We start from the raw sequence: 18,161 nt of genomic DNA, 5'->3' as shown, positions 1-18,161 counted from the left end.
TGCCTGATGCCGATTTGCCTTTACGAAAATTTTTTTATTGTGATAAATTACTTCCTTTGGATACTTCGCGCTTGAGATACAACCCCCATAACTAAAACGAGTTAACAGGACTGACAATGCAACTAGCCGTACTGGTGATTTTTCTACTCGCTGCGCTTACCCCATCACTGAACAGTAGACTACAGGCCCGCACTTCTTTACTTTTAGCCTTAGTACCTGCTGCGCTAACCGTCTGGTTTGCATCCCACATCCCGTTGATTGCAGGCGGCGATATAGTGGTGCATGAGTATCCATGGATACCAGGTCTGGATATCTCGCTGACCATGGTACTAGATGGGCTGTCGCTGATGTTTGCCATGCTTATTTGTGGCATCGGTACCTTTATTGTGTTGTACGCTGGCAGCTACCTCAAAGGACATCAGGACTTAGGCCGTTTCCTGACTATTTTACTTGCCTTTATGGGATCCATGTTAGGTCTGGTACTGGCCGATAACCTAATCACTATGTTCGTGTTCTGGGAACTGACAAGTATCACCTCCTATCTGTTAATCGGCTTTAACCACCAGAGTCCGGACGCTCGTAAAGCGGCCTTACAGGGCCTGATAGTCACAGTGGGCGGCGGTCTTGCGCTGCTTGCCGGTATTGCACTGTTAGGCACAGCAGCCGGTAGTTATTCATTACAGGAAATATTTAACAGCTCAGAAGTGCTGACCGAACACCCGCTTTATGTGGGCATGTTAATTTGTTTATTGCTGGGTGCTTTTACCAAGTCCGCTCAGTTTCCGTTTCACTTCTGGCTCCCCAATGCCATGGCCGCACCCACACCGGTAAGCGCTTACTTACACTCAGCAACCATGGTAAAAGCGGGTATCTACCTGATGGCCCGCCTACACCCCGAACTAGGCGGTACGGAACTCTGGGTCATCACCTTAACCAGCTTCGGTGCCTTCACCATGCTAACCGGTGCCTTCATGGCCCTGCGCAGTACCGACCTGAAAAAATTACTGGCCTATTCCACGATCATGGCCCTGGGTACGTTAACCTTCCTGCTCGGTATAGGTACCGAACTGGCCATGATTGCTTTTGCTGCTTACCTGCTCGCTCACTCCTTGTATAAGGGTGCGCTCTTTATGCTGGCAGGCATTGTCGATCATGAAACTGGCAGCCGCGACGTGCGTCACCTCGGCGGCTTACGCAAAGTATTACCCGTTACCGCCATCTGTACCCTGATAGCGACTTTATCGCTGGCCGGTATTCCGCCGCTGTTCGGCTTCGTCGCCAAAGAACTGCTGCTCGAATCCATGCTGGACGGTGCACTGAGCTTTATTCTGATGGCCATGGTCATACTCTCTTCGATATTTATTGTGGTCGTTGCAGCCGTAGTCGCTATTCGTCCTTTCTTCGGCGCTTACAAAGCGCCCAATGAACATGTGCACGAAGCTCCCAGAATGATGCTGGCGGGTCCTGTGGTACTAGTACTGCTGTCACTGGTTGCGGGCTTAGTACCTGCGCTAGCCGGTGACTTCATTACATTGCCTGCTTCTCATGTAGTGGCCGGCTATAATGTAGAGGGTTATCTGGCGCTCTGGCATGGTATTAACCTGCCGCTGATTATGTCTATTGTCAGTGTCGGTCTGGGTCTGCTGTTGTTTAAATTCTGGGATCCTGTTCGCGAGTCACTCAAGGTATTAGACCCTGTTATCAAACGCGGCCCTGAAAGTGGTTACTTCCACTTTATGGACGGCATTGTGAAACTGGCAGACTGGCAAACCCGCCAATTGCAGGATGGTTCGATGCGCAACTATCTGCGTACCATTATCCTGACCTTTATCGCGGTTACTGGTTACACCCTGTTTGCCCGCTACCAGATACACTGGAACTGGGACGTTAATTTCTATTTCCACGAAATAGTCACGGTAGGCATTCTGGTCGCTGCCGCATTAGCTGCCTGTATCACAACATCCCGCCTCGGCGCCGTAGCTGCCATGGGTGCCGTTGGTTTCACTGTGGCTCTGATATTTATTCTGTTCAGCGCACCTGACCTGGGTATTACTCAGATTCTGGTCGAAACACTGACCGTTATTCTGCTGGTACTGGTACTGTTCCGGTTACCCAGCTTCTCGAACATTTCAACCATGGCAGAGCGCGTTCGCGATGCTTTTGTAGCTTTACTGACAGGTAGCTTAATTACGTTACTCATTATGATCACCATTGATGTGCAGCTATTTGAGCCAATCTCCGGTTACATGATTGAAAACAGTCAGCCACTGGCATACGGACGCAACATAGTAAACGTCATTCTGGTTGATTACCGAGCGTTAGATACCTTAGGCGAAATCTTCGTCTTGGCACTGGCTGCCATGGGTGTATATGCCATGATCAAATTCAACCCGGAGACCTTGCCGGGAGCCAACCATTACGCGGGTACTCTGATATTACCTCCCAAACAATTACCGGAAAAAGATATCGTGCACTCGCTGGATGAAATCCACCAGCAAATGCTGGAAGACCAGAACATTGTCGAAAGCCAGGAAGAGCGCGAAAACGGCGATGACCATTCTGAAAAGAATAGTAACAAGCAGGAAGATGCAGATAAGGAGGGCCGTTAAGATGATGAAGCCAGGCACACTGATTCTGCAGGTAGCGGCCCGCTATCTGGTTCCGTTACAGCTATTGTTCTCGGTATTTTTGTTATTGCGTGGCCATGACGAGCCGGGCGGCGGTTTTATAGCCGGGTTGGTGGCCTCGGGCGCCTTTGCCATGTATCTGTTCACTTTTGGTGCCGCAGTAACCCGGGATTTGATGCGAGTTGACCCACGTAACCTGATCGGTATCGGTCTGTTTCTGGGAATGCTCTCTATTTTCCCCGCCTTTTTTTACGGCGACCCCTTCTTAACAGCGCAGTGGTGGGACATCCCACTGCCTGGAGGAGGGGAGTTTAAATTTTCTACGCCGCTGATTTTTGATGTCGGCGTTTATCTCACTGTCTTTGGTTCAGTCATGCTTATGCTCATTGCATTGACTGAAGCAGAAGAACACTAAACCAAGGAGAGATGATGGAACCCATGATGGCCATTGTAGTCGGCCTGCTCTACGCTGCCGCCGTCTACATGATGCTCAGACGTAGCATTGTAAAACTGGTAATCGGCTTAATGCTACTCTCTAACGCAGCAAACCTGCTGATATTTACCTCTGCAGGAATGACCCGGGGGGCGCCTCCGCTCATCCCTGAAGGCGCCATGCTACCTGACGGTGTAGTAGCAGATCCTTTACCACAGGCCTTGATACTGACCGCCATTGTTATCGCATTCGGCGTGCTGGCTTTCGCTGTGGTATTGATTCACCGCGCTTATAACATCATTCGTACCGACAACCTGGATCAGATGAAGGATACCGATACGTGACCTCAGAAGTTGCTCTTCCAATAATTATTCCGCTACTCACTGGTACTCTTTGTGTCTTAGCCTGGCGTTCCAGCATGGCACAACGCCTGCTTTCACTGCTGGGTAGCTTAACCTTACTGGGTGCCAGCATCTGGTTGCTGACCAGTGTGCTCGAATCCGGCCATGTCGTTATGTATATGGGTAACTGGGCCGCCCCTTACGGTATTACCCTGGTAGCCGACATGCTGGGTGCCATTATGGTGGTGCTCACCGGCATGATGGCGGTCGCCATAGCTGTTTATTCGCTGGCCTCGGCTTCCCAGGCCCACGAGCGATTTGGTTATTACCCGCTGATGCAGCTTCTGCTGGCAGGTGTGGCCGGCTCCTTCTTAACCGGCGATATCTTCAACCTGTATGTCTGGTTTGAAGTCATGCTGATCGCTTCGTTTGCCTTGCTAATTCTGGGCGGCGAACGGGCGCAAATGGAAGGTGCGGTTAAGTATGTAACCCTGAACCTGCTTTCTTCAGCTATTTTCCTGAGCGCCATAGGCCTGCTTTACGGCCTGGTTGGCACCCTGAATATGGCAGATATTGCGGTGAAGCTGGGCGAAGCTGAACACACCGGCATGGTCGATGTGATTGCGGTAATGTTCCTGATTGCCTTTGGTATCAAAGCGGCAGCTTTTCCATTGTTTTTCTGGTTGCCAGCGTCTTACCACACCGGCCCGGTTGCCGTTTCAGCGTTGTTCGCAGGCTTGCTAACGAAAGTTGGGGTATACGCCTTATTCCGGGTCTTCACCCTGATCTTCAACGAAAACCCTGACTTCACTCACCAGCTATTGCTGTGGATGGCGACCCTCACTATGCTTACCGGGGTACTGGGAGCCGCGGCTCAGTTTGAGTTCCGCCGTATTCTGTCTTTCCATATCGTCAGTCAGATAGGTTACATGTTACTTGGCCTGGCCTTATTCACGCCATTGGCCATCGTTGGTGGTGTCTTCTATATCATGCACCACATTATAGTGAAGACGAATCTCTTCCTGATTAGCGGTATAGTGCATCGATTGCTCGGCACTTATGATCTGAAAAAATTAGGTGGTATTTATAAAGCACGGCCCGTACTAAGTATTCTATTCCTGGTACCCGCCCTGTCACTGGCAGGTTTGCCGCCGCTTTCCGGCTTCTTTGCCAAGTTCATCATCATCCGCGCCGGTATTGAAGCCAATGCCTGGGTAGTAACCGGCATCGCCTTGCTGGTTGGCTTGCTGACACTTTATTCGATGATAAAAATCTGGGCTGAAGTATTCTGGAAAAAATTACCGGAAGGCACCGACGATACGGCGCTGGTACATGGTAAAACCTCAACTTCACTCATGTTGATGTATGTTCCTGTCGTGCTGTTGGCGGGCTGTACCCTGTTTATAGGCCTGAATGGACAGCCCATTTACGCCATGGCAGAAATGTCGGCCAGCCAGTTACTGGACCCTTCGCAGTACATTGAAGCCGTATTGGGAGGTGCGCAATGATCGCATTTATCTGGAACCTGTTGCTGGCCCTGATGTGGGTTATGCTAACCGGTGATATTGGTGGTTATAACCTGATATTTGGCTTTTTTGTCGGTTACCTCGTGCTTGCAGTGATGCAGCGCCAGGTGCCGGTACTGCGCGGTTATACCCGGCGCTTGCCTAAGCTAATCCGCTTTATTTTCTTTTTCATTAAAGAACTGATTATGGCGAACATGACGGTTGCCTTCGATATCATCACCCCGGTCTGGCATATGAAACCGGGTATTGTTGCCATGGAGCTGGAAGCCAAAACTGAAGTCGAAATTACCATGGTGGCGAACTTTATATCCCTGACCCCCGGCACACTGAGCCTCGACGTATCAGATGACCGCCGGGTGTTATACGTCCACGCCATGTTCCTCGATAACGAGCAGGAATTACGTGACAGCATTAAGTATATGGAGCGCCGGGTTCTTGAAATCCTGCGCTAAGCAAGAATCACAGGAGGTTCTGTGCAGATAGTCATTTATATAACCTTTGCGTTGCTTAGCATCGCATTAATATTTACTTTTATCCGCCTGTTGCTCGGTCCGACACTACCTGATCGGGTGGTAGCACTGGAGCTGTTGCCTTCTGCTATCGTAGTCATGATCGGCACTTATGCCATATACACCGACATCGCCAGCTTTATTGATGTAGCTGTAGTTGTTGCCCTGATGGCATTCCTGGCAGCCATAGGTTTTGCCCGCTTTCTGGAACGCGGAGGTCCTCGCGATGATTGATATTGTAATCAGTATTTTTATGCTCAGCAGTGCGCTCTTTGTGCTGCTAGCGGCAGTTGGTATTTTACGCTTACCCGATCTGTTAACCCGCATGCATGCCAGTACCAAAGCCGGCGCACTGGGTATTGCCTTGATGATGGTCGCGGCCAGTCTGCATTTTGCTGACCTCGTAGTCATGGCTAAAGCCATTGCGGTTATCCTGTTTATTTTCATGACCGCGCCGGTTGCCGCCCATGCTATTGGTCGTGCTGGTTATTTTGTTGGTGTGCCAACCTGGGATAAAACCATTAAAGACGAACTCGAAGCCCGTTATGATCCGGACTCGCATCGGCTACGCAGTGGCTTGGAAACGGAAGAAGAACTGGAAAAAATGCCGATTAAGGCCAAGCCGAGGATACGGATAACGCCCAAGAGTAAATAACCTCCTGAGTCATCGACTCTGCAGAAGCCAGCCTATTCAGGCTGGCTTTTTAGATTATGACTCTGAATTCATCCGCTCAACAACTTTGAAGGCGAGCCGTCAGGGGTGTATAAATAGGGTATGCAAAAATTTAATGTCGATAATAGTTACCAACGGCTGCCAGACAGCTTTTTTAAACGCACCACTCCGACACCGGTGGCGGACCCGCAATGGATAAGTTTTAACCAGCCACTGGCTGATCAGCTGGATCTTCCGCAACAATACTGGGCCAGTGACGAAGGCTTGCAGCTTTTTGCCGGCAACAGCCTGCCCGATTGGAGTGATCCCGTCGCGCAAGGATACGCTGGCCACCAGTTCGCTAATTTTGTTGCCCAGTTAGGCGATGGTCGCGCTATTTTACTGGCTGAAATAATAGACAAACAGAAACGACGTTTCGATATTCAGCTCAAAGGGGCAGGCACCACCGCTTATTCCCGCGGCGGGGACGGCCGCTCACCTATTGGCCCAGTCATTCGTGAGTACTTACTCAGCGAAGCCATGCATGTACTAGGTGTGCCTACTACCCGGGCACTGGCTGCTGTCGCCACCGGCGAAACCGTACACCGTGACGTGCCTCAACCTGGCGCCATTTTAACCCGGGTTGCCAGCAGCCATATACGCATTGGTACCTTTCAGTTTATCGCCGCGCATCAGGGCACGGGCAAGGTTCAGGTCCTCGCAGACTATGTAATTAACCGCCATTACCCCGACTGTAAATCCGCTGAGCGGCCCTATCTTGCCATGCTTGAAGCCGTTATTCAGAAACAGGCTGAACTGGTCAGTCACTGGATGAGTCTGGGTTTTATCCATGGCGTTATGAATACCGATAACATGAGTATTAGTGGCGAAACTATTGATTATGGCCCCTGTGCCTTTATTGATAACTACCACCCTGATGCACTGTTCAGCTCAATCGATCGCGGTGGCCGTTATGCTTACAGCAACCAGCCTAAAGTCGCGCAATGGAACCTGGCTCGACTGGCCGAGTGTCTGGTGCCCCTGATAGATAAAGACGAAGAAAAAGCCGTAGAGCTGGCCACTGAGGCCTTAAAGACCTTTAGTCAGACCTACGAAGATCTGTGGTTAACTCGTATGGCCGCAAAAATTGGCATTCGTGAACCTCAGCCCGAGGACCGGGCTTTGCTCAACGAACTGCTTGATTTAATGGCTGACGATGAAGTGGATTTCACCCTTCTCTTCCGGGCACTTTGCGATTCGTTGGAAGCTGACCACTGCCTTGACCTCTTTAAACAGCAAAGCGCCTGCAAAACCTGGCTGCAAAAGTGGCGCCAGCGGCTTAGCCAGGAATCTGCCTCCGGCGAAGAAACAGCCTTGCAGATGCGCCTTATTAATCCGGCCATTATCCCGCGTAATCATAGGGTACAGGAAGCTATTCTGGCCGCTGAACAGGAAGGGGATTTACGGCCTTTTAATGAACTGAAGGCTGCACTGGCAGAACCTTTTAGCGACAACCCGGAGTATCAGCATCTGACTCTGGCACCCAAGCCAGAAGAAAAGGTGCAACGCACTTTTTGTGGCACCTGAGGAGTCAGGCATGAGCGATAAACCCAATCTGGTCGTGCTAACCGGTGCCGGCATCAGCGCCGAAAGCGGGCTGTCGACCTTTCGTGACAATAACGGTTTGTGGAATGAATATTCCGTGTACGAAGTAGCAACACCTGAGGCCTGGCAACAGAATCCGGAACTGGTACTGGAATTTTACAATCAACGCCGCCGTGAAGTCAGACAGGCACAACCAAATGCGGCACACCAGGCAATCAGTGATGCCGAAGCCGACTTTGAAGTAACGGTAGTAACCCAGAACGTCGACAACCTGCATGAACGCGCGGGTTCCTCTCAGGTACTGCACGTTCATGGCTTGATAACGCTTGCTCGCAGCAGCATTAATGAACAGGTTTTTGAACTGCACGACAAAGATATTCAGCTGGGTGACCACTGTCCGGCAGGCAGTCAACTGCGCCCGCATGTAGTCTGGTTCGGAGAAATGGTGTATCACATGGACGCAGCCGCTCAGGCCATAAGCAAGGCTGACTACCTGCTGGTGATAGGTACTTCGCTAAGCGTATTTCCGGCGGCAGGTCTAGTGGATGAGGCGCCCGTTGAAGCCCATAAGGCCTTAATTAATAAAGAAGCAGACAACGTGCCACCTGGCTTTGAAGTCTTCCAGGGAAGCGCCGCTCAATTAACCCCTCAGATACTGCAGGCCTACCCAAAACAGACCTGAATCATTCATCATCCGTTTTCGCGATCACCTCAAGCCCTTCGTGACCTTCGACTATCATCACTTCAATAGGCTGACAGCAGATCTGGCAGTCCAGTATCTGCTGCTGATCAAGGTCATTGATAGGATCGATTTCTATATCGTTAACAGCCATACAATAAGGGCAATTAAATTCCTGTTGCTGCGCTAAACTCATAAGTTCTCCTCACCAGCCGGTCAGTCCAGCAAACCCCTCATTCCAACAAATCAGCATCGCGAAAGCGGGTGAAATCCTGCTGCTGCTCATCCCCCCACACTTCCTCGACAAACTGATAGCGGCCCGAGTTCCGTGTATAGAAACGATAACGAATGGGATTTTCCCGATAATAATTCTGGTGATAGTCCTCTGCCTGATAAAATTCATCCAGGGCTGTCACCGGCACAATAATAGCTTCGTCAAAAGGTCCTGTTTCCGCCAGGCGCGCAATAGAGGCCTTAGCCAGTTGCCGCTGCTGCTCGTTGTGATAAAAAATTTCAGGTCGGTACTGGCGACCCCGATCAACAAACTGCCCCCCGGCATCATTCGGGTCCATCATGCGCCAGAACGCTTCTAACAAACCGGCGTACTCAATCACCTCAGGGTCATAATATACCTGCACAGCTTCAGTATGGCTGGTACGTCCGCCAGCTACCTGCTCATAAGTTGGGTCAGGCGTCTGCCCACCGGTATATCCAGAGATAGCTTCATGGACACCAGGCAACTTTTCAAAACCTTCTTCGACACACCAGAAACAACCTCCGGCAAAAGTGGCGACTGCAAATGCTTCCAAATCACGCTCCGACTCAGCATCCGAGCCACTGCTGCAGCCGGAAATCAGCATAAGCAGCAAACCGCTAAGCACCATATACAGATTATTTTTCATAACTTCACTCCGGGAACTCATTCGATGCTTGTGAATACGTGACAACGACACAAAAAGAACAGTAAACCAACACACGACTCTTGACAGAAGTGTTATATTATAACAATAACTCAGTTTATCCGCTGATACATTCAGCATAAGGAATTGCCCGTGAACAAAGACTTATTCGGAGCCTGGCTTTCTGCCATCTGCGTTTGCCACTGTGTATTGACTCCTTTCATACTCATTTTTACCAGTAGCGGTTTGCTTGGAGTCTTATTCGGCAGCGAACTCTTTCATTGGTTTATGTTAGCTCCCGTAACCATAGTCGTCATTCTTTCTTTTCCTTCAGCCTGGCGTATCCACCATAATCTCTGGCCGGGAAGCCTCTCTTTTGCAGGCCTGGCGTTACTGCTGTCGGCCCTGGCCTTTCATGGATGGCCAGAAATTGCACTCACCATTCTTGGGGGCAGCCTGCTATTCAGCGCTCATATTATGAATCGCAGGTTATTATTAAAAGCCAACATAGGGTGCGGTGGTTTGCCTCTGAAGAACCCGGACGCAACTTAAAACAGTCCGCTAACAACAAAGTGAAAAGTTACACATCTCTGCTAGGGTTTAAGCAGGAGGTGTTTAATGAAAACCCTGAATCATCATGAACTGGGCCTTTTTACCGATCTATACGAGCTGACCATGCTGCAGGCCTATTACGATCAGGACATGCATGAAAACGCTGTATTTACGCTATTTGTAAGGGAGCTCCCCGCTACCCGTAATTACCTTCTGGCCTGCGGCCTGGATACCTTGCTCGAATACCTGGAAAACTTCAGCTTCAACGCGGACGATATTGATTACCTGCGCTCATTAGACAAGTTCTCGGATTCCTTTCTGGACTGGTTACACAACTTTCGTTTCACCGGTCAGGTGAGAGCTATGCCGGAAGGTACCCCCTGCTTTGGCCATGAGCCCCTGCTTGAAGTCTCAGCACCCCTTCCACAAGCCCAGGTAATTGAAACCCTGGTCATGAATCAGATGCAACTGCAAACCGTGCTGGCGTCTAAAGCCAGCCGTGTCGCCAATGCCGCAGAGGGTCGTTCAGTACTGGATTTCGGCCCCCGTCGTATGCATGGCATCGACGCCGCTGTTAAAGGCGCCCGCGCCTATTATATTGCGGGTATCAACGCCACTTCCAATGTACTGGCTGGTAAGCTCTACAATGTGCCGGTAGCCGGCACTATGGCCCATAGTTATATCCAGGCACACGACGATGAACAGAAGGCTTTTGACAACTTTATAAAAAGCTATCCACAAACCGTATTGCTGGTAGACACCTTCGACACTTTAAGTGGCGTGCAAAAAGTTATTCAACTGGCTGAACGGTTAGGCGATAAATTTGCGGTGCAGGGCATTCGGCTGGACTCTGGTGATTTAGCTGAGCTCGCCCACAAAGCACGACAACAACTGAATAAAGCCGGCTTGCAAAAAATGCAGATCATGGTCAGCGGCGGTCTGGATGAGAGCGCCATCGAGGACTTAGTAAAAAGTGGAGCCCCTGTAGATGGTTTTGGCGTTGGCACCGACATGGGCGTGTCACAGGATTCGCCAGCACTGGATATCGCTTATAAGCTCTGTTACTACGCCGGGAAAGGACGCCTCAAATTATCCAGCGGCAAGCCTATTCTCCCCGGCGCCAAACAGGTCTTCCGGGTCTCCGATAACGAGGGTTATTGCGGCGATACCATTGCCCGAGCCGATGAAAAATTGCCAGGCCGGCCACTGCTTCAGGAAGTGATGCGGGACGGTCGACGCTTAGCCAGTCATACTCAGGATCTGGAGGATATTCGCAATTACAGTCAGGCGCAGGTACAGCAGCTACCAGCCAGATTCAGACGTTTACAGAAACAGGACACTCCCTACCCGGTGGCCGTCAGCGATAAACTCAGTACCTACCAGCATCAGGTCAGCGAAGCGGTAAAAAAAGGAGGATACGATGAATAAACAACTACAGACAGGCGATGCCTTACTGATTGTCGATGTACAAAATGACTTCTGCCCCGGTGGTAAGCTGGGAGTGGAAGATGGCGACACTATAGTACCGGTACTGAATCAATGGATAGCACAGGCTGAAACGCACCAGCTGCCGGTATTTGCATCCCGCGACTGGCACCCTTTAGGTCACCTGAGTTTTTCTGAACAGGGTGGCCCCTGGCCCGAACATTGTGTTCAGGATACTCCCGGCGCCGCTTTTCATAGCGACTTACAATTACCCAAAAACAGCATTTTAATATCCAAAGGCGCGCGCTTTGATAAAGACCAGTATTCTGCCTTCGACGACACAGGCCTGGCAGAAGAGTTACACAAACGAGGCATTAAGCGACTTTGGGTTGGTGGACTGGCCCAGGAAGTCTGTGTTCAGGCCACCGCCTTAGATGCCCGGGAAGCTGGTTTCGAAACCCTACTGATACAAAAAGCCACCCGGGCTATTGATGCGAAAGACGGTGAACAGGCATTAAAAAAAATGCGCGACGCCGGGGTGATACTTCAGGACTGATCTGAGTGTGCCTGCTGCAGAGCCTTTTCATAGACATCCTGATCTGACTCACTGAACAGAACGAAAACAATGCTTTTGACCGTGCTCAGTTCGTTGAGCGAACTGACAACCGTCTCAATCGCCACTTTCGCGGCAGGCTCTATAGGATAACCAAAAGCGCCGGTTGAAATAGAGGGAAAAGCGATCGAGGAGATGCCTTTCTTGTCAGCCAGTTTCAGTGCATTGCGGTAACAATCTGCCAGCAACTCATCCGCCGGTTCGTCCTTCCCATAAACAGGACCCAGGCAATGAATGACGTATTGATTAGGCAGCTGATACGCATCGGTAATAACCGCCTGACCCGGTTTAAGTGGGGCCAGTTTCGAACTTTCCTGCTCCAGGTCCGGGCCCGCGGCCTTATGAATAGCGCCAGCTACACCGCCCCCAGTAAGCAGCTGGGCATTCGCTGCATTGACCACTGCTTCTATACCTTTCTGGTCGGTAATATCACCCTGTACGCATTGAATATTAACGCCCTTAATTGTAACTTCAGCCATACTTAACCTCCGTTAAAAACTATCTTTAAGGTTAGCTAAAAGTAACTAAAAATCAGCATCACAGGATATAAAGTGCTAACTTAATGAGACTACTATATTAAGGATAATTTCAACATGCCGGCTATCGTGACCTTTACTATGAACCCAGCCGTGGACTTGTTCGGGGTAACTGAGGAAATTTTTGACGACAGTAAAAGCCGCTGTCGGCAAACGGCTCTGGAACCTGGCGGTGGTGGCATCAATGTAGCCCGCAATGTGCGCCGTATGGGCAGCGAATCCCTGGCTATTTTCCCAGCAGGCGGACTTAATGGCGAATTATTAAAAAGCCTGCTGGAAAAAGACAACACCCAGTTCAAAGCCATTCCCATTAGTGCTGACACCCGCATGAATTTCGCTATTACCGAGCGTAAACGCAGCATCATGCAACACTTTGTATTTCCCGGTCCCGACTTAAGCACTACAGAATGGGATGCCTGCCAGCAGGCGGTTCTCGACCAGCCCTGTGGCTACCTGGTACTCAGCGGCAGCCTGCCTGACAACGCGCCGCACAATTTTTATGTTGATATTACCCAGCAGGCGAACCAAAAAGGCTGCAAAGTTATGCTCGACACGTCCGGAGTGGCGTTACAGGAAAGTCTGTACCAGGGTGCTTACCTGGCCAAGCTGAACCGTAAAGAATTCGCTTCACTGGGTTATGACGAAAACGATGATATACCCACTCTGACCCAGCAAATGCGTACGCTGGTCGACAAAGGCGCCGCCGACGTGCTCATCGTCACCCTCAGTCGCGGCGGAGCCGTGCTGGTTGCTCAGGACGGCAGTGAATATCAGTTTAGCGCTCCCAAGGTACATATAGTTAGCCATGTCGGCGCAGGCGACAGCTTCATGTCTGCCCTGGCGCATCAGCTTAATCAGGGCGCTGATCTTAAAACCGCCTTTAAATACGGCGTCGCAGCCGCCTGCGTCACCGTCCAGACCGAGGGCAATCAACTGACCGACCTGGGCTGGTTGCAACGTATGCTGGATGAAATCGGCGAAGCATAATCCAAGCGAAGCATTGACGATACTGTTAGTCTGAATACACTGAATGCGCGAACACAACACTGTTAAGAGGTATTCCATGAAAGCCATAAAACTAGGCCAACCCGCCGGTCTTGACCAACTGAAAATGGTAGATATAGCCGATCCGGGTGAACCAGGTCCTGATCAGATTCGCGTGAAAATCCATGCAAGCTCACTGAACTTTCATGATCTCGGTGTGGCCTTAGGCCATATACCTGCAGACGACGGTCGCATTCCGTTATCAGATGGTGCTGGAGTGGTCGAAGCGGTGGGAGCAGGAGTCTCCGACTTTAAAGTCGGCGACCATGTAGTCTCAACCTTTTTCCCTGACTGGCTGGACGGCCAACCTGCCATTGCCAACTTCTCCACGACACCAGGCGACGGCGTTGATGGTTTTGCCAGCGAATATGTAGTGCGCAGCGCTACTGCTTTCACTAAAGCACCAGAAGGTTACAGCCATGCTGAAGCGGCAACCATAACTACAGCTGGTGTCACCGCCTGGCGTGCGTTAATCGACAATGGCGGACTCAAAGCCGGTGATACCGTATTGGTGCTGGGTACAGGAGGCGTTTCTATCTTTGCCCTGCAAATTGCTAAAGCCATGGGAGCCCGGGTTATCGCCACCTCATCGTCCGACAAAAAACTGGAGCGGGTGCGCCAACTGGGTGCCGACCACACCATCAATTACCGCACACATCCCGAATGGAGCAAACAGGTACTGGAATTCACCCATAACCGGGGCGTTGACCATACCATTGAAGTAGGCGGCCCCAATACCCTGAACCAATCTATCCAGGCAACACGCATTGGCGGTCATATTGCTCTGATAGGGGTATTAACAGGGGTATCCGGAGAAATTGCAACGGTAGCAATGATGGCCCGTCAGCAACGTTTGCAGGGTTTGATTGTTGGCAGCCGCCGACAACAGAGCGACTTTGTGCGAGCGCTGGAAAGCAGCGACATTAAGCCGGTTATCGACAAATCCTTTCCGCTGGAAAAACTACCTGAGGCTTTCGCTTTGCAAAAAGCCGGAGGCCACTTTGGTAAAATCGTAATCGAATTTTAACGCGCAATTTATATACGGAGACTACTATGCAGCAGGACATACTGGATTACTGGTTCGGCGATAAATCGGACACAGCGGCCATCGCTAAAGCACAACAGAAGTTATGGTGGTCGAAAGACGAAACTGTGGATGCTGAGATCCGAACCCGTTTCCAGCCCCTGCTGTCAGCGCTGGAGGAAGGTTTGCTCGACGACTGGGCGGACACCGCCGAGGGCACACTAGCTCTCATTATTCTAAGCGACCAGTTTCCCCGTAATATGTTTCGCGGCAGCCCACTGGCGTTTCACTATGATCCCTGGGCATTGCAGTTTTGCAAAGAAGCCATAGCTAAGGGCTTCGAGAAAGAACTCAGTGTCATGCAAAAGGCCTTTTTATATATGCCACTGGAGCACTCCGAAAACCTTGATGACCAGGAAGCTGCCGTTGCCCAATTCAGTGCCCTTCACGAAGAAGAGCCAGGCGAAGAAACCGCCGTGCTACTCGACTTTGCCAAACAGCATCATGCCATCATTCAACGCTTTGGCCGTTACCCCCACCGCAACGAAATACTGGGCCGCGAATCCACCGTCGAGGAACTGGAGTTCCTGAAACAACCCGGCTCATCGTTCTAGCCAGCAAACACACATGTTAAGGAAACAAACCATGACTCGTTTTTTACTGATCATTTCACTCCTGTTCCTGAGCTTGCAAAGCGCCGCCAACGAAGCTGAGCTGAAGACGGAGATAGAGCAAACCTTAGAAGAGTTTTTATACGCTGCCAGCGTCAACGATGCGCAGGTACATGACAATTTCTGGGCTGAAGAGCTTGTCTATACCAGTTCGAGTGGCGAGCGCTTTGGCAAAAACCGGTTAATGGGCGGGGTAAATCAGGGTAACACCATTGAGGCCGATGAAGTCTCAGCCTGGTACAGCGCGGAAGATATTCAGATTAATCCAGTAGGAGAAGTCGTTATTCTGAACTTCACGCTGGTATCAACGCCCGCTAACGAAACCCAAGGCGACGTCAATCGCTTTTTAAATACCGGCGTCATGATACAGCGCGATGGCCGTTGGCAGGCACTGAACTGGAATGCTACTCACAAAGCGGGAAACTAAAGTCTGGCACAAACTCGATTCATGTCGATATTTATAGAGAACTTAAACATGACCTGGCGAGCCACTTCGCCTTATAACGAGTTACCAAGACATTGCGCAACGACAGCAATGCTATCAGCGGGTATTCCTAGCCGATATAAATAGCTAATAAAAAAGCGGCTTAAAAACGCCGCTTTTTAGTCAATCAACTGCAAAGTTACCTATCGAAACGGTCCAGAGTCATGACTTTAGCCCAGGCGTTGACGAAATCCTGGGTGAACTTAGCTTCAGCGTTATCTGAGGCATAAACTTCAGCCACAGCGCGTAGCTCAGCGTGGGAACCAAAAACCAGATCCACCGGCGTGGCGGTCCATTTTTGCTCACCTGATGCGCGGTCAAAACCTTCATACAGACCCTGCTCAGACTCAGACTGGGCCCAACGCGTAGACATATCCAGTAAGTTAACAAAGAAATCATTGCTCAAAGTGCCGGGACGATCCGTAAAGACACCATGTTGCGTGCCCATTGCGTTGGCATCCAGAGACCGCAAACCACCCACCAGTACGGTCATTTCAGGCACCGACAGGGTCAGTAAGTTTGAACGATCCACCAGCATTTCTGCAGGCGACAAACGACCAGACTCACCGTAGTAGTTACGGAAACCATCCGCTCGTGGTTTCAGCACTTCAAAAGCCGCTACGTCGGTTTGATCCTCAGTGGCATCGGTACGTCCTGGTACAAAAGGCACTTCAATATCTTGCCCGGCATCAGCGGCTGCTTTTTCAATCGCTGCTGCGCCACCCAGTACAATCAGGTCGGCAAGCGAAATGCGTTTGTCACCACGCTGAGAGTCATTGAAGTCCTGCTGAATCAATTCCAGCGCATTCAGCACCCGGGTCAGTTCATCGGGATTGTTTACTTCCCAGTTGATCTGCGGTTCCAGGCGAATACGGGCTCCGTTCGCGCCACCACGCATGTCACTGCCACGGAAAGTTGACGCCGAAGCCCAGGCCGTTCTGACCAGTTCAGGAACTGTTAAACCTGAATCCAGCACCGTCGACTTTAACTGCGCAATATCCGACTCGCTCACCAGAGTATGATCAACAGCCGGTACCGGATCCTGCCAGATTAGTTCCTCTTCAGGTACCAGATCACCCAGATAACGTGCACGAGGGCCCATATCGCGGTGAGTCAGTTTAAACCAGGCACGAGCAAATGCATCTTCAAATTCTTCCGGGTTTTCTTTAAAGCGCAGAGCAATTTCACGATACGCAGGATCTTCTTTCAGCGACAAATCCGTAGTAAACATGATCGGTGCATGTCGCTTGCTGTCATCATGCGCATCCGGCACTAAATTCGACGCCTGACCATCCACAGGTACCCACTGCACGGCACCTGCCGGGCTACGAGCCTGCTCCCATTCAAAATCAAACAGGTTGTCTAAGTACTGGGTTGTCCAGGCTACCGGATTAGCTGACCATGCACCTTCCAGCCCACTGGTAAAGGTATCTTCAGCGTTTCCTTTGCCACAAGTATTGACCCAGCCTAAACCCTGTTCTTCAACACCGGCTGCGGCAGGCGCTTCTCCCACACACTCTTCAGGATCATTTGCGCCGTGCGCTTTACCAAAAGTATGGCCGCCAGCAATAAGGGCTACCGTTTCTTCGTCGTCCATCGCCATGCGTCCGAAAGTTTCACGGATATCATGGGCGGCCGAGATCGGATCATGGTTGGCGTTCGGACCTTCCGGGTTTACATATATAAGACCCATTTGTACGGCCGCCAGGGGGCGTTCAAGTTCACGTTCGTCACTATCAGGTCCGTGTTCATAACGCTCGCTATCGCCAAGCCATTCAGTTTCACCGCCCCAGTACATGATATCAGCCTGCCAGTCATCTTCACGCCCGCCGGCAAAACCAAATGTCTTAAAGCCCATCGACTCCAGTGCCACATTACCAGTTAGCACCATAAGATCAGCCCACGACAGGCTGCTGCCGTACTTCTGCTTAATTGGCAATAATAAACGGCGAGCCCGGTCCAGGTTAACGTTATCCGGCCAGCTATTCAGCGGTTCAAAGCGTTGTTGACCACCACCCGCGCCACCGCGGCCGTCGCCTTCACGGTAGGTACCGGCGCTGTGCCAGGCCATACGAATGAAAAAAGGTCCATAATGACCATAATCGGCTGGCCACCAGTCCTGCGACGTCGTCATCAGCTCTTCAATATCCGCTTTCACTTCCTCTAAGTCCAGACTTTGAAAAGCTTCTGCATAATCGAAGTCTTCGCCCATCGGATTTGATCTTGAATCATGTTGACGAAGCGGTGCGAGATCCAATTGATCAGGCCACCAGAACTTATTCGAACTGGGGTCCGCCTGAGCCATAACCGGTCCCGACAGCAGAGCAGCCGACATCGCCAGAGTTAATAACTTAGGTATGAGTTTCTTATTCTTGAGCATCTTAATTTCCTCGTTAAGAGTTTCTGCATTGCCATTACACTATAAAATATTAATGAAATGTTGCAGCCTCAAAAAACAGATTGTCGTCATCGGAAATACTGAAATGTCCTGGAAATCGCACACTTAGCTGATTACAATCAAACACTCGTTTAAATGCAGGA

General features: G+C 50.7%; 20 protein-coding genes. 16 read left to right on the top strand and 4 right to left on the bottom strand.

Annotated elements, in window-relative coordinates; translation table 11 throughout:
- Positions 1–116 precede the first annotated feature (116 nt).
- The 9 genes from CWE09_RS12390 to CWE09_RS12350 all read left to right on the top strand — a co-directional run bounded on the left by CWE09_RS12390 (position 117) and on the right by CWE09_RS12350 (position 8,375).
- A complete protein-coding gene (locus CWE09_RS12390; protein WP_126804370.1) occupies positions 117–2,609 on the top strand; it encodes a putative monovalent cation/H+ antiporter subunit A in 2,493 nt (830 codons plus the stop codon).
- 1 nt (position 2,610) lies between these two features.
- Positions 2,611–3,042, top strand: a complete 432-nt coding sequence (locus CWE09_RS12385) for a Na+/H+ antiporter subunit B (RefSeq protein WP_126804369.1) — start codon at positions 2,611–2,613, stop codon at positions 3,040–3,042.
- A gap of 11 nt (positions 3,043–3,053) precedes the next feature.
- Complete coding sequence (locus CWE09_RS12380) at positions 3,054–3,404, top strand: Na+/H+ antiporter subunit C (protein WP_241974372.1); 351 nt, start codon at positions 3,054–3,056, stop codon at positions 3,402–3,404.
- Positions 3,401–4,909 carry a Na+/H+ antiporter subunit D gene (locus CWE09_RS12375; RefSeq protein WP_126804368.1) on the top strand — a complete coding sequence of 503 codons (1,509 nt, stop codon included), beginning with the start codon at positions 3,401–3,403 and terminating at the stop codon, positions 4,907–4,909. The genes CWE09_RS12380 and CWE09_RS12375 overlap by 4 nt, the downstream gene beginning before the upstream one ends.
- Positions 4,906–5,379 (top strand): Na+/H+ antiporter subunit E, encoded by a 474-nt coding sequence (locus CWE09_RS12370; RefSeq protein ID WP_126804367.1) that lies wholly within the window; start codon positions 4,906–4,908, stop codon positions 5,377–5,379. Before CWE09_RS12375 ends, CWE09_RS12370 begins: the two co-directional genes overlap by 4 nt.
- A gap of 21 nt (positions 5,380–5,400) precedes the next feature.
- Complete coding sequence (locus CWE09_RS12365) at positions 5,401–5,670, top strand: MrpF/PhaF family protein (protein WP_126804366.1); 270 nt, start codon at positions 5,401–5,403, stop codon at positions 5,668–5,670.
- Positions 5,663–6,091: a monovalent cation/H(+) antiporter subunit G gene (gene mnhG, locus CWE09_RS12360; RefSeq protein ID WP_126804365.1), complete on the top strand. Its 429-nt coding sequence runs from the start codon at positions 5,663–5,665 to the stop codon at positions 6,089–6,091. Before CWE09_RS12365 ends, mnhG begins: the two co-directional genes overlap by 8 nt.
- 120 nt (positions 6,092–6,211) lie before the next feature.
- On the top strand, positions 6,212–7,675 hold the full coding sequence (locus CWE09_RS12355; protein ID WP_126804364.1) for a protein adenylyltransferase SelO: 1,464 nt from the start codon (positions 6,212–6,214) through the stop codon (positions 7,673–7,675).
- A gap of 10 nt (positions 7,676–7,685) precedes the next feature.
- Positions 7,686–8,375: an SIR2 family NAD-dependent protein deacylase gene (locus tag CWE09_RS12350; RefSeq protein ID WP_126804363.1), complete on the top strand. Its 690-nt coding sequence runs from the start codon at positions 7,686–7,688 to the stop codon at positions 8,373–8,375.
- Position 8,376: 1 nt separating this feature from the next.
- On the opposite strand, the gene CWE09_RS12345 is transcribed toward CWE09_RS12350, so the two are convergent.
- Together CWE09_RS12345 and msrA are read right to left on the bottom strand one after the other, a co-directional pair.
- Entirely contained in the window at positions 8,377–8,568 is a 192-nt protein-coding gene (locus CWE09_RS12345) for a zinc ribbon domain-containing protein (protein ID WP_126804362.1), read from the bottom strand.
- Positions 8,569–8,605: 37 nt separating this feature from the next.
- Complete coding sequence (msrA, locus tag CWE09_RS12340; RefSeq protein WP_126804361.1) at positions 8,606–9,274, bottom strand: peptide-methionine (S)-S-oxide reductase MsrA; 669 nt, start codon at positions 9,272–9,274, stop codon at positions 8,606–8,608.
- A 150-nt stretch (positions 9,275–9,424) separates the two neighbouring features.
- On the opposite strand from msrA, the gene CWE09_RS12335 reads away from it, so the two are divergent.
- The 3 genes from CWE09_RS12335 (at position 9,425) to CWE09_RS12325 (ending at position 11,804) form a co-directional block, all read left to right on the top strand.
- Positions 9,425–9,823 (top strand): MerC domain-containing protein, encoded by a 399-nt coding sequence (locus CWE09_RS12335; RefSeq protein ID WP_157982856.1) that lies wholly within the window; start codon positions 9,425–9,427, stop codon positions 9,821–9,823.
- A gap of 66 nt (positions 9,824–9,889) precedes the next feature.
- Positions 9,890–11,251, top strand: coding sequence for a nicotinate phosphoribosyltransferase (locus CWE09_RS12330; protein ID WP_126804359.1), 1,362 nt, complete (start codon positions 9,890–9,892; stop codon positions 11,249–11,251).
- Entirely contained in the window at positions 11,244–11,804 is a 561-nt protein-coding gene (locus CWE09_RS12325) for a nicotinamidase (protein ID WP_126804358.1), read from the top strand. Before CWE09_RS12330 ends, CWE09_RS12325 begins: the two co-directional genes overlap by 8 nt.
- Here the strand turns inward: CWE09_RS12325 and CWE09_RS12320 are convergent.
- On the bottom strand, positions 11,795–12,340 hold the full coding sequence (locus CWE09_RS12320; RefSeq protein ID WP_126804357.1) for a macro domain-containing protein: 546 nt from the start codon (positions 12,338–12,340) through the stop codon (positions 11,795–11,797). The two genes, CWE09_RS12325 and CWE09_RS12320, sit on opposite strands and share 10 nt — an antisense overlap.
- A 114-nt stretch (positions 12,341–12,454) precedes the next feature.
- Between CWE09_RS12320 and CWE09_RS12315 the strand changes: the two genes are divergently transcribed.
- The 4 genes from CWE09_RS12315 to CWE09_RS12300 all read left to right on the top strand — a co-directional run bounded on the left by CWE09_RS12315 (position 12,455) and on the right by CWE09_RS12300 (position 15,563).
- Positions 12,455–13,384, top strand: a complete 930-nt coding sequence (locus CWE09_RS12315) for a 1-phosphofructokinase family hexose kinase (RefSeq protein WP_126804356.1) — start codon at positions 12,455–12,457, stop codon at positions 13,382–13,384.
- Between the two features lie 76 nt (positions 13,385–13,460).
- A complete protein-coding gene (locus tag CWE09_RS12310; protein WP_126804355.1) occupies positions 13,461–14,468 on the top strand; it encodes a zinc-dependent alcohol dehydrogenase family protein in 1,008 nt (335 codons plus the stop codon).
- Positions 14,469–14,494: 26 nt separating this feature from the next.
- Positions 14,495–15,079, top strand: coding sequence for a DUF924 family protein (locus tag CWE09_RS12305; RefSeq protein WP_126804354.1), 585 nt, complete (start codon positions 14,495–14,497; stop codon positions 15,077–15,079).
- A 31-nt stretch (positions 15,080–15,110) separates the two neighbouring features.
- Entirely contained in the window at positions 15,111–15,563 is a 453-nt protein-coding gene (locus CWE09_RS12300) for a nuclear transport factor 2 family protein (RefSeq protein ID WP_126804353.1), read from the top strand.
- A gap of 196 nt (positions 15,564–15,759) precedes the next feature.
- On the opposite strand, the gene katG is transcribed toward CWE09_RS12300, so the two are convergent.
- The gene (gene katG / locus CWE09_RS12295) at positions 15,760–18,000 is read right to left on the bottom strand and encodes a catalase/peroxidase HPI (protein ID WP_126804352.1); all 2,241 of its coding nucleotides are present in this window, start codon (positions 17,998–18,000) and stop codon (positions 15,760–15,762) included.
- Positions 18,001–18,161 lie beyond the last annotated feature (161 nt).

The sequence above is a fragment of the Aliidiomarina minuta genome, assembly GCF_003987145.1.
Lineage (GTDB): Bacteria > Pseudomonadota > Gammaproteobacteria > Enterobacterales > Alteromonadaceae > Aliidiomarina > Aliidiomarina minuta.
Note: the sequence above shows the minus strand (reverse complement) of the source record. Positions and strands in the feature narration are given on the sequence as shown.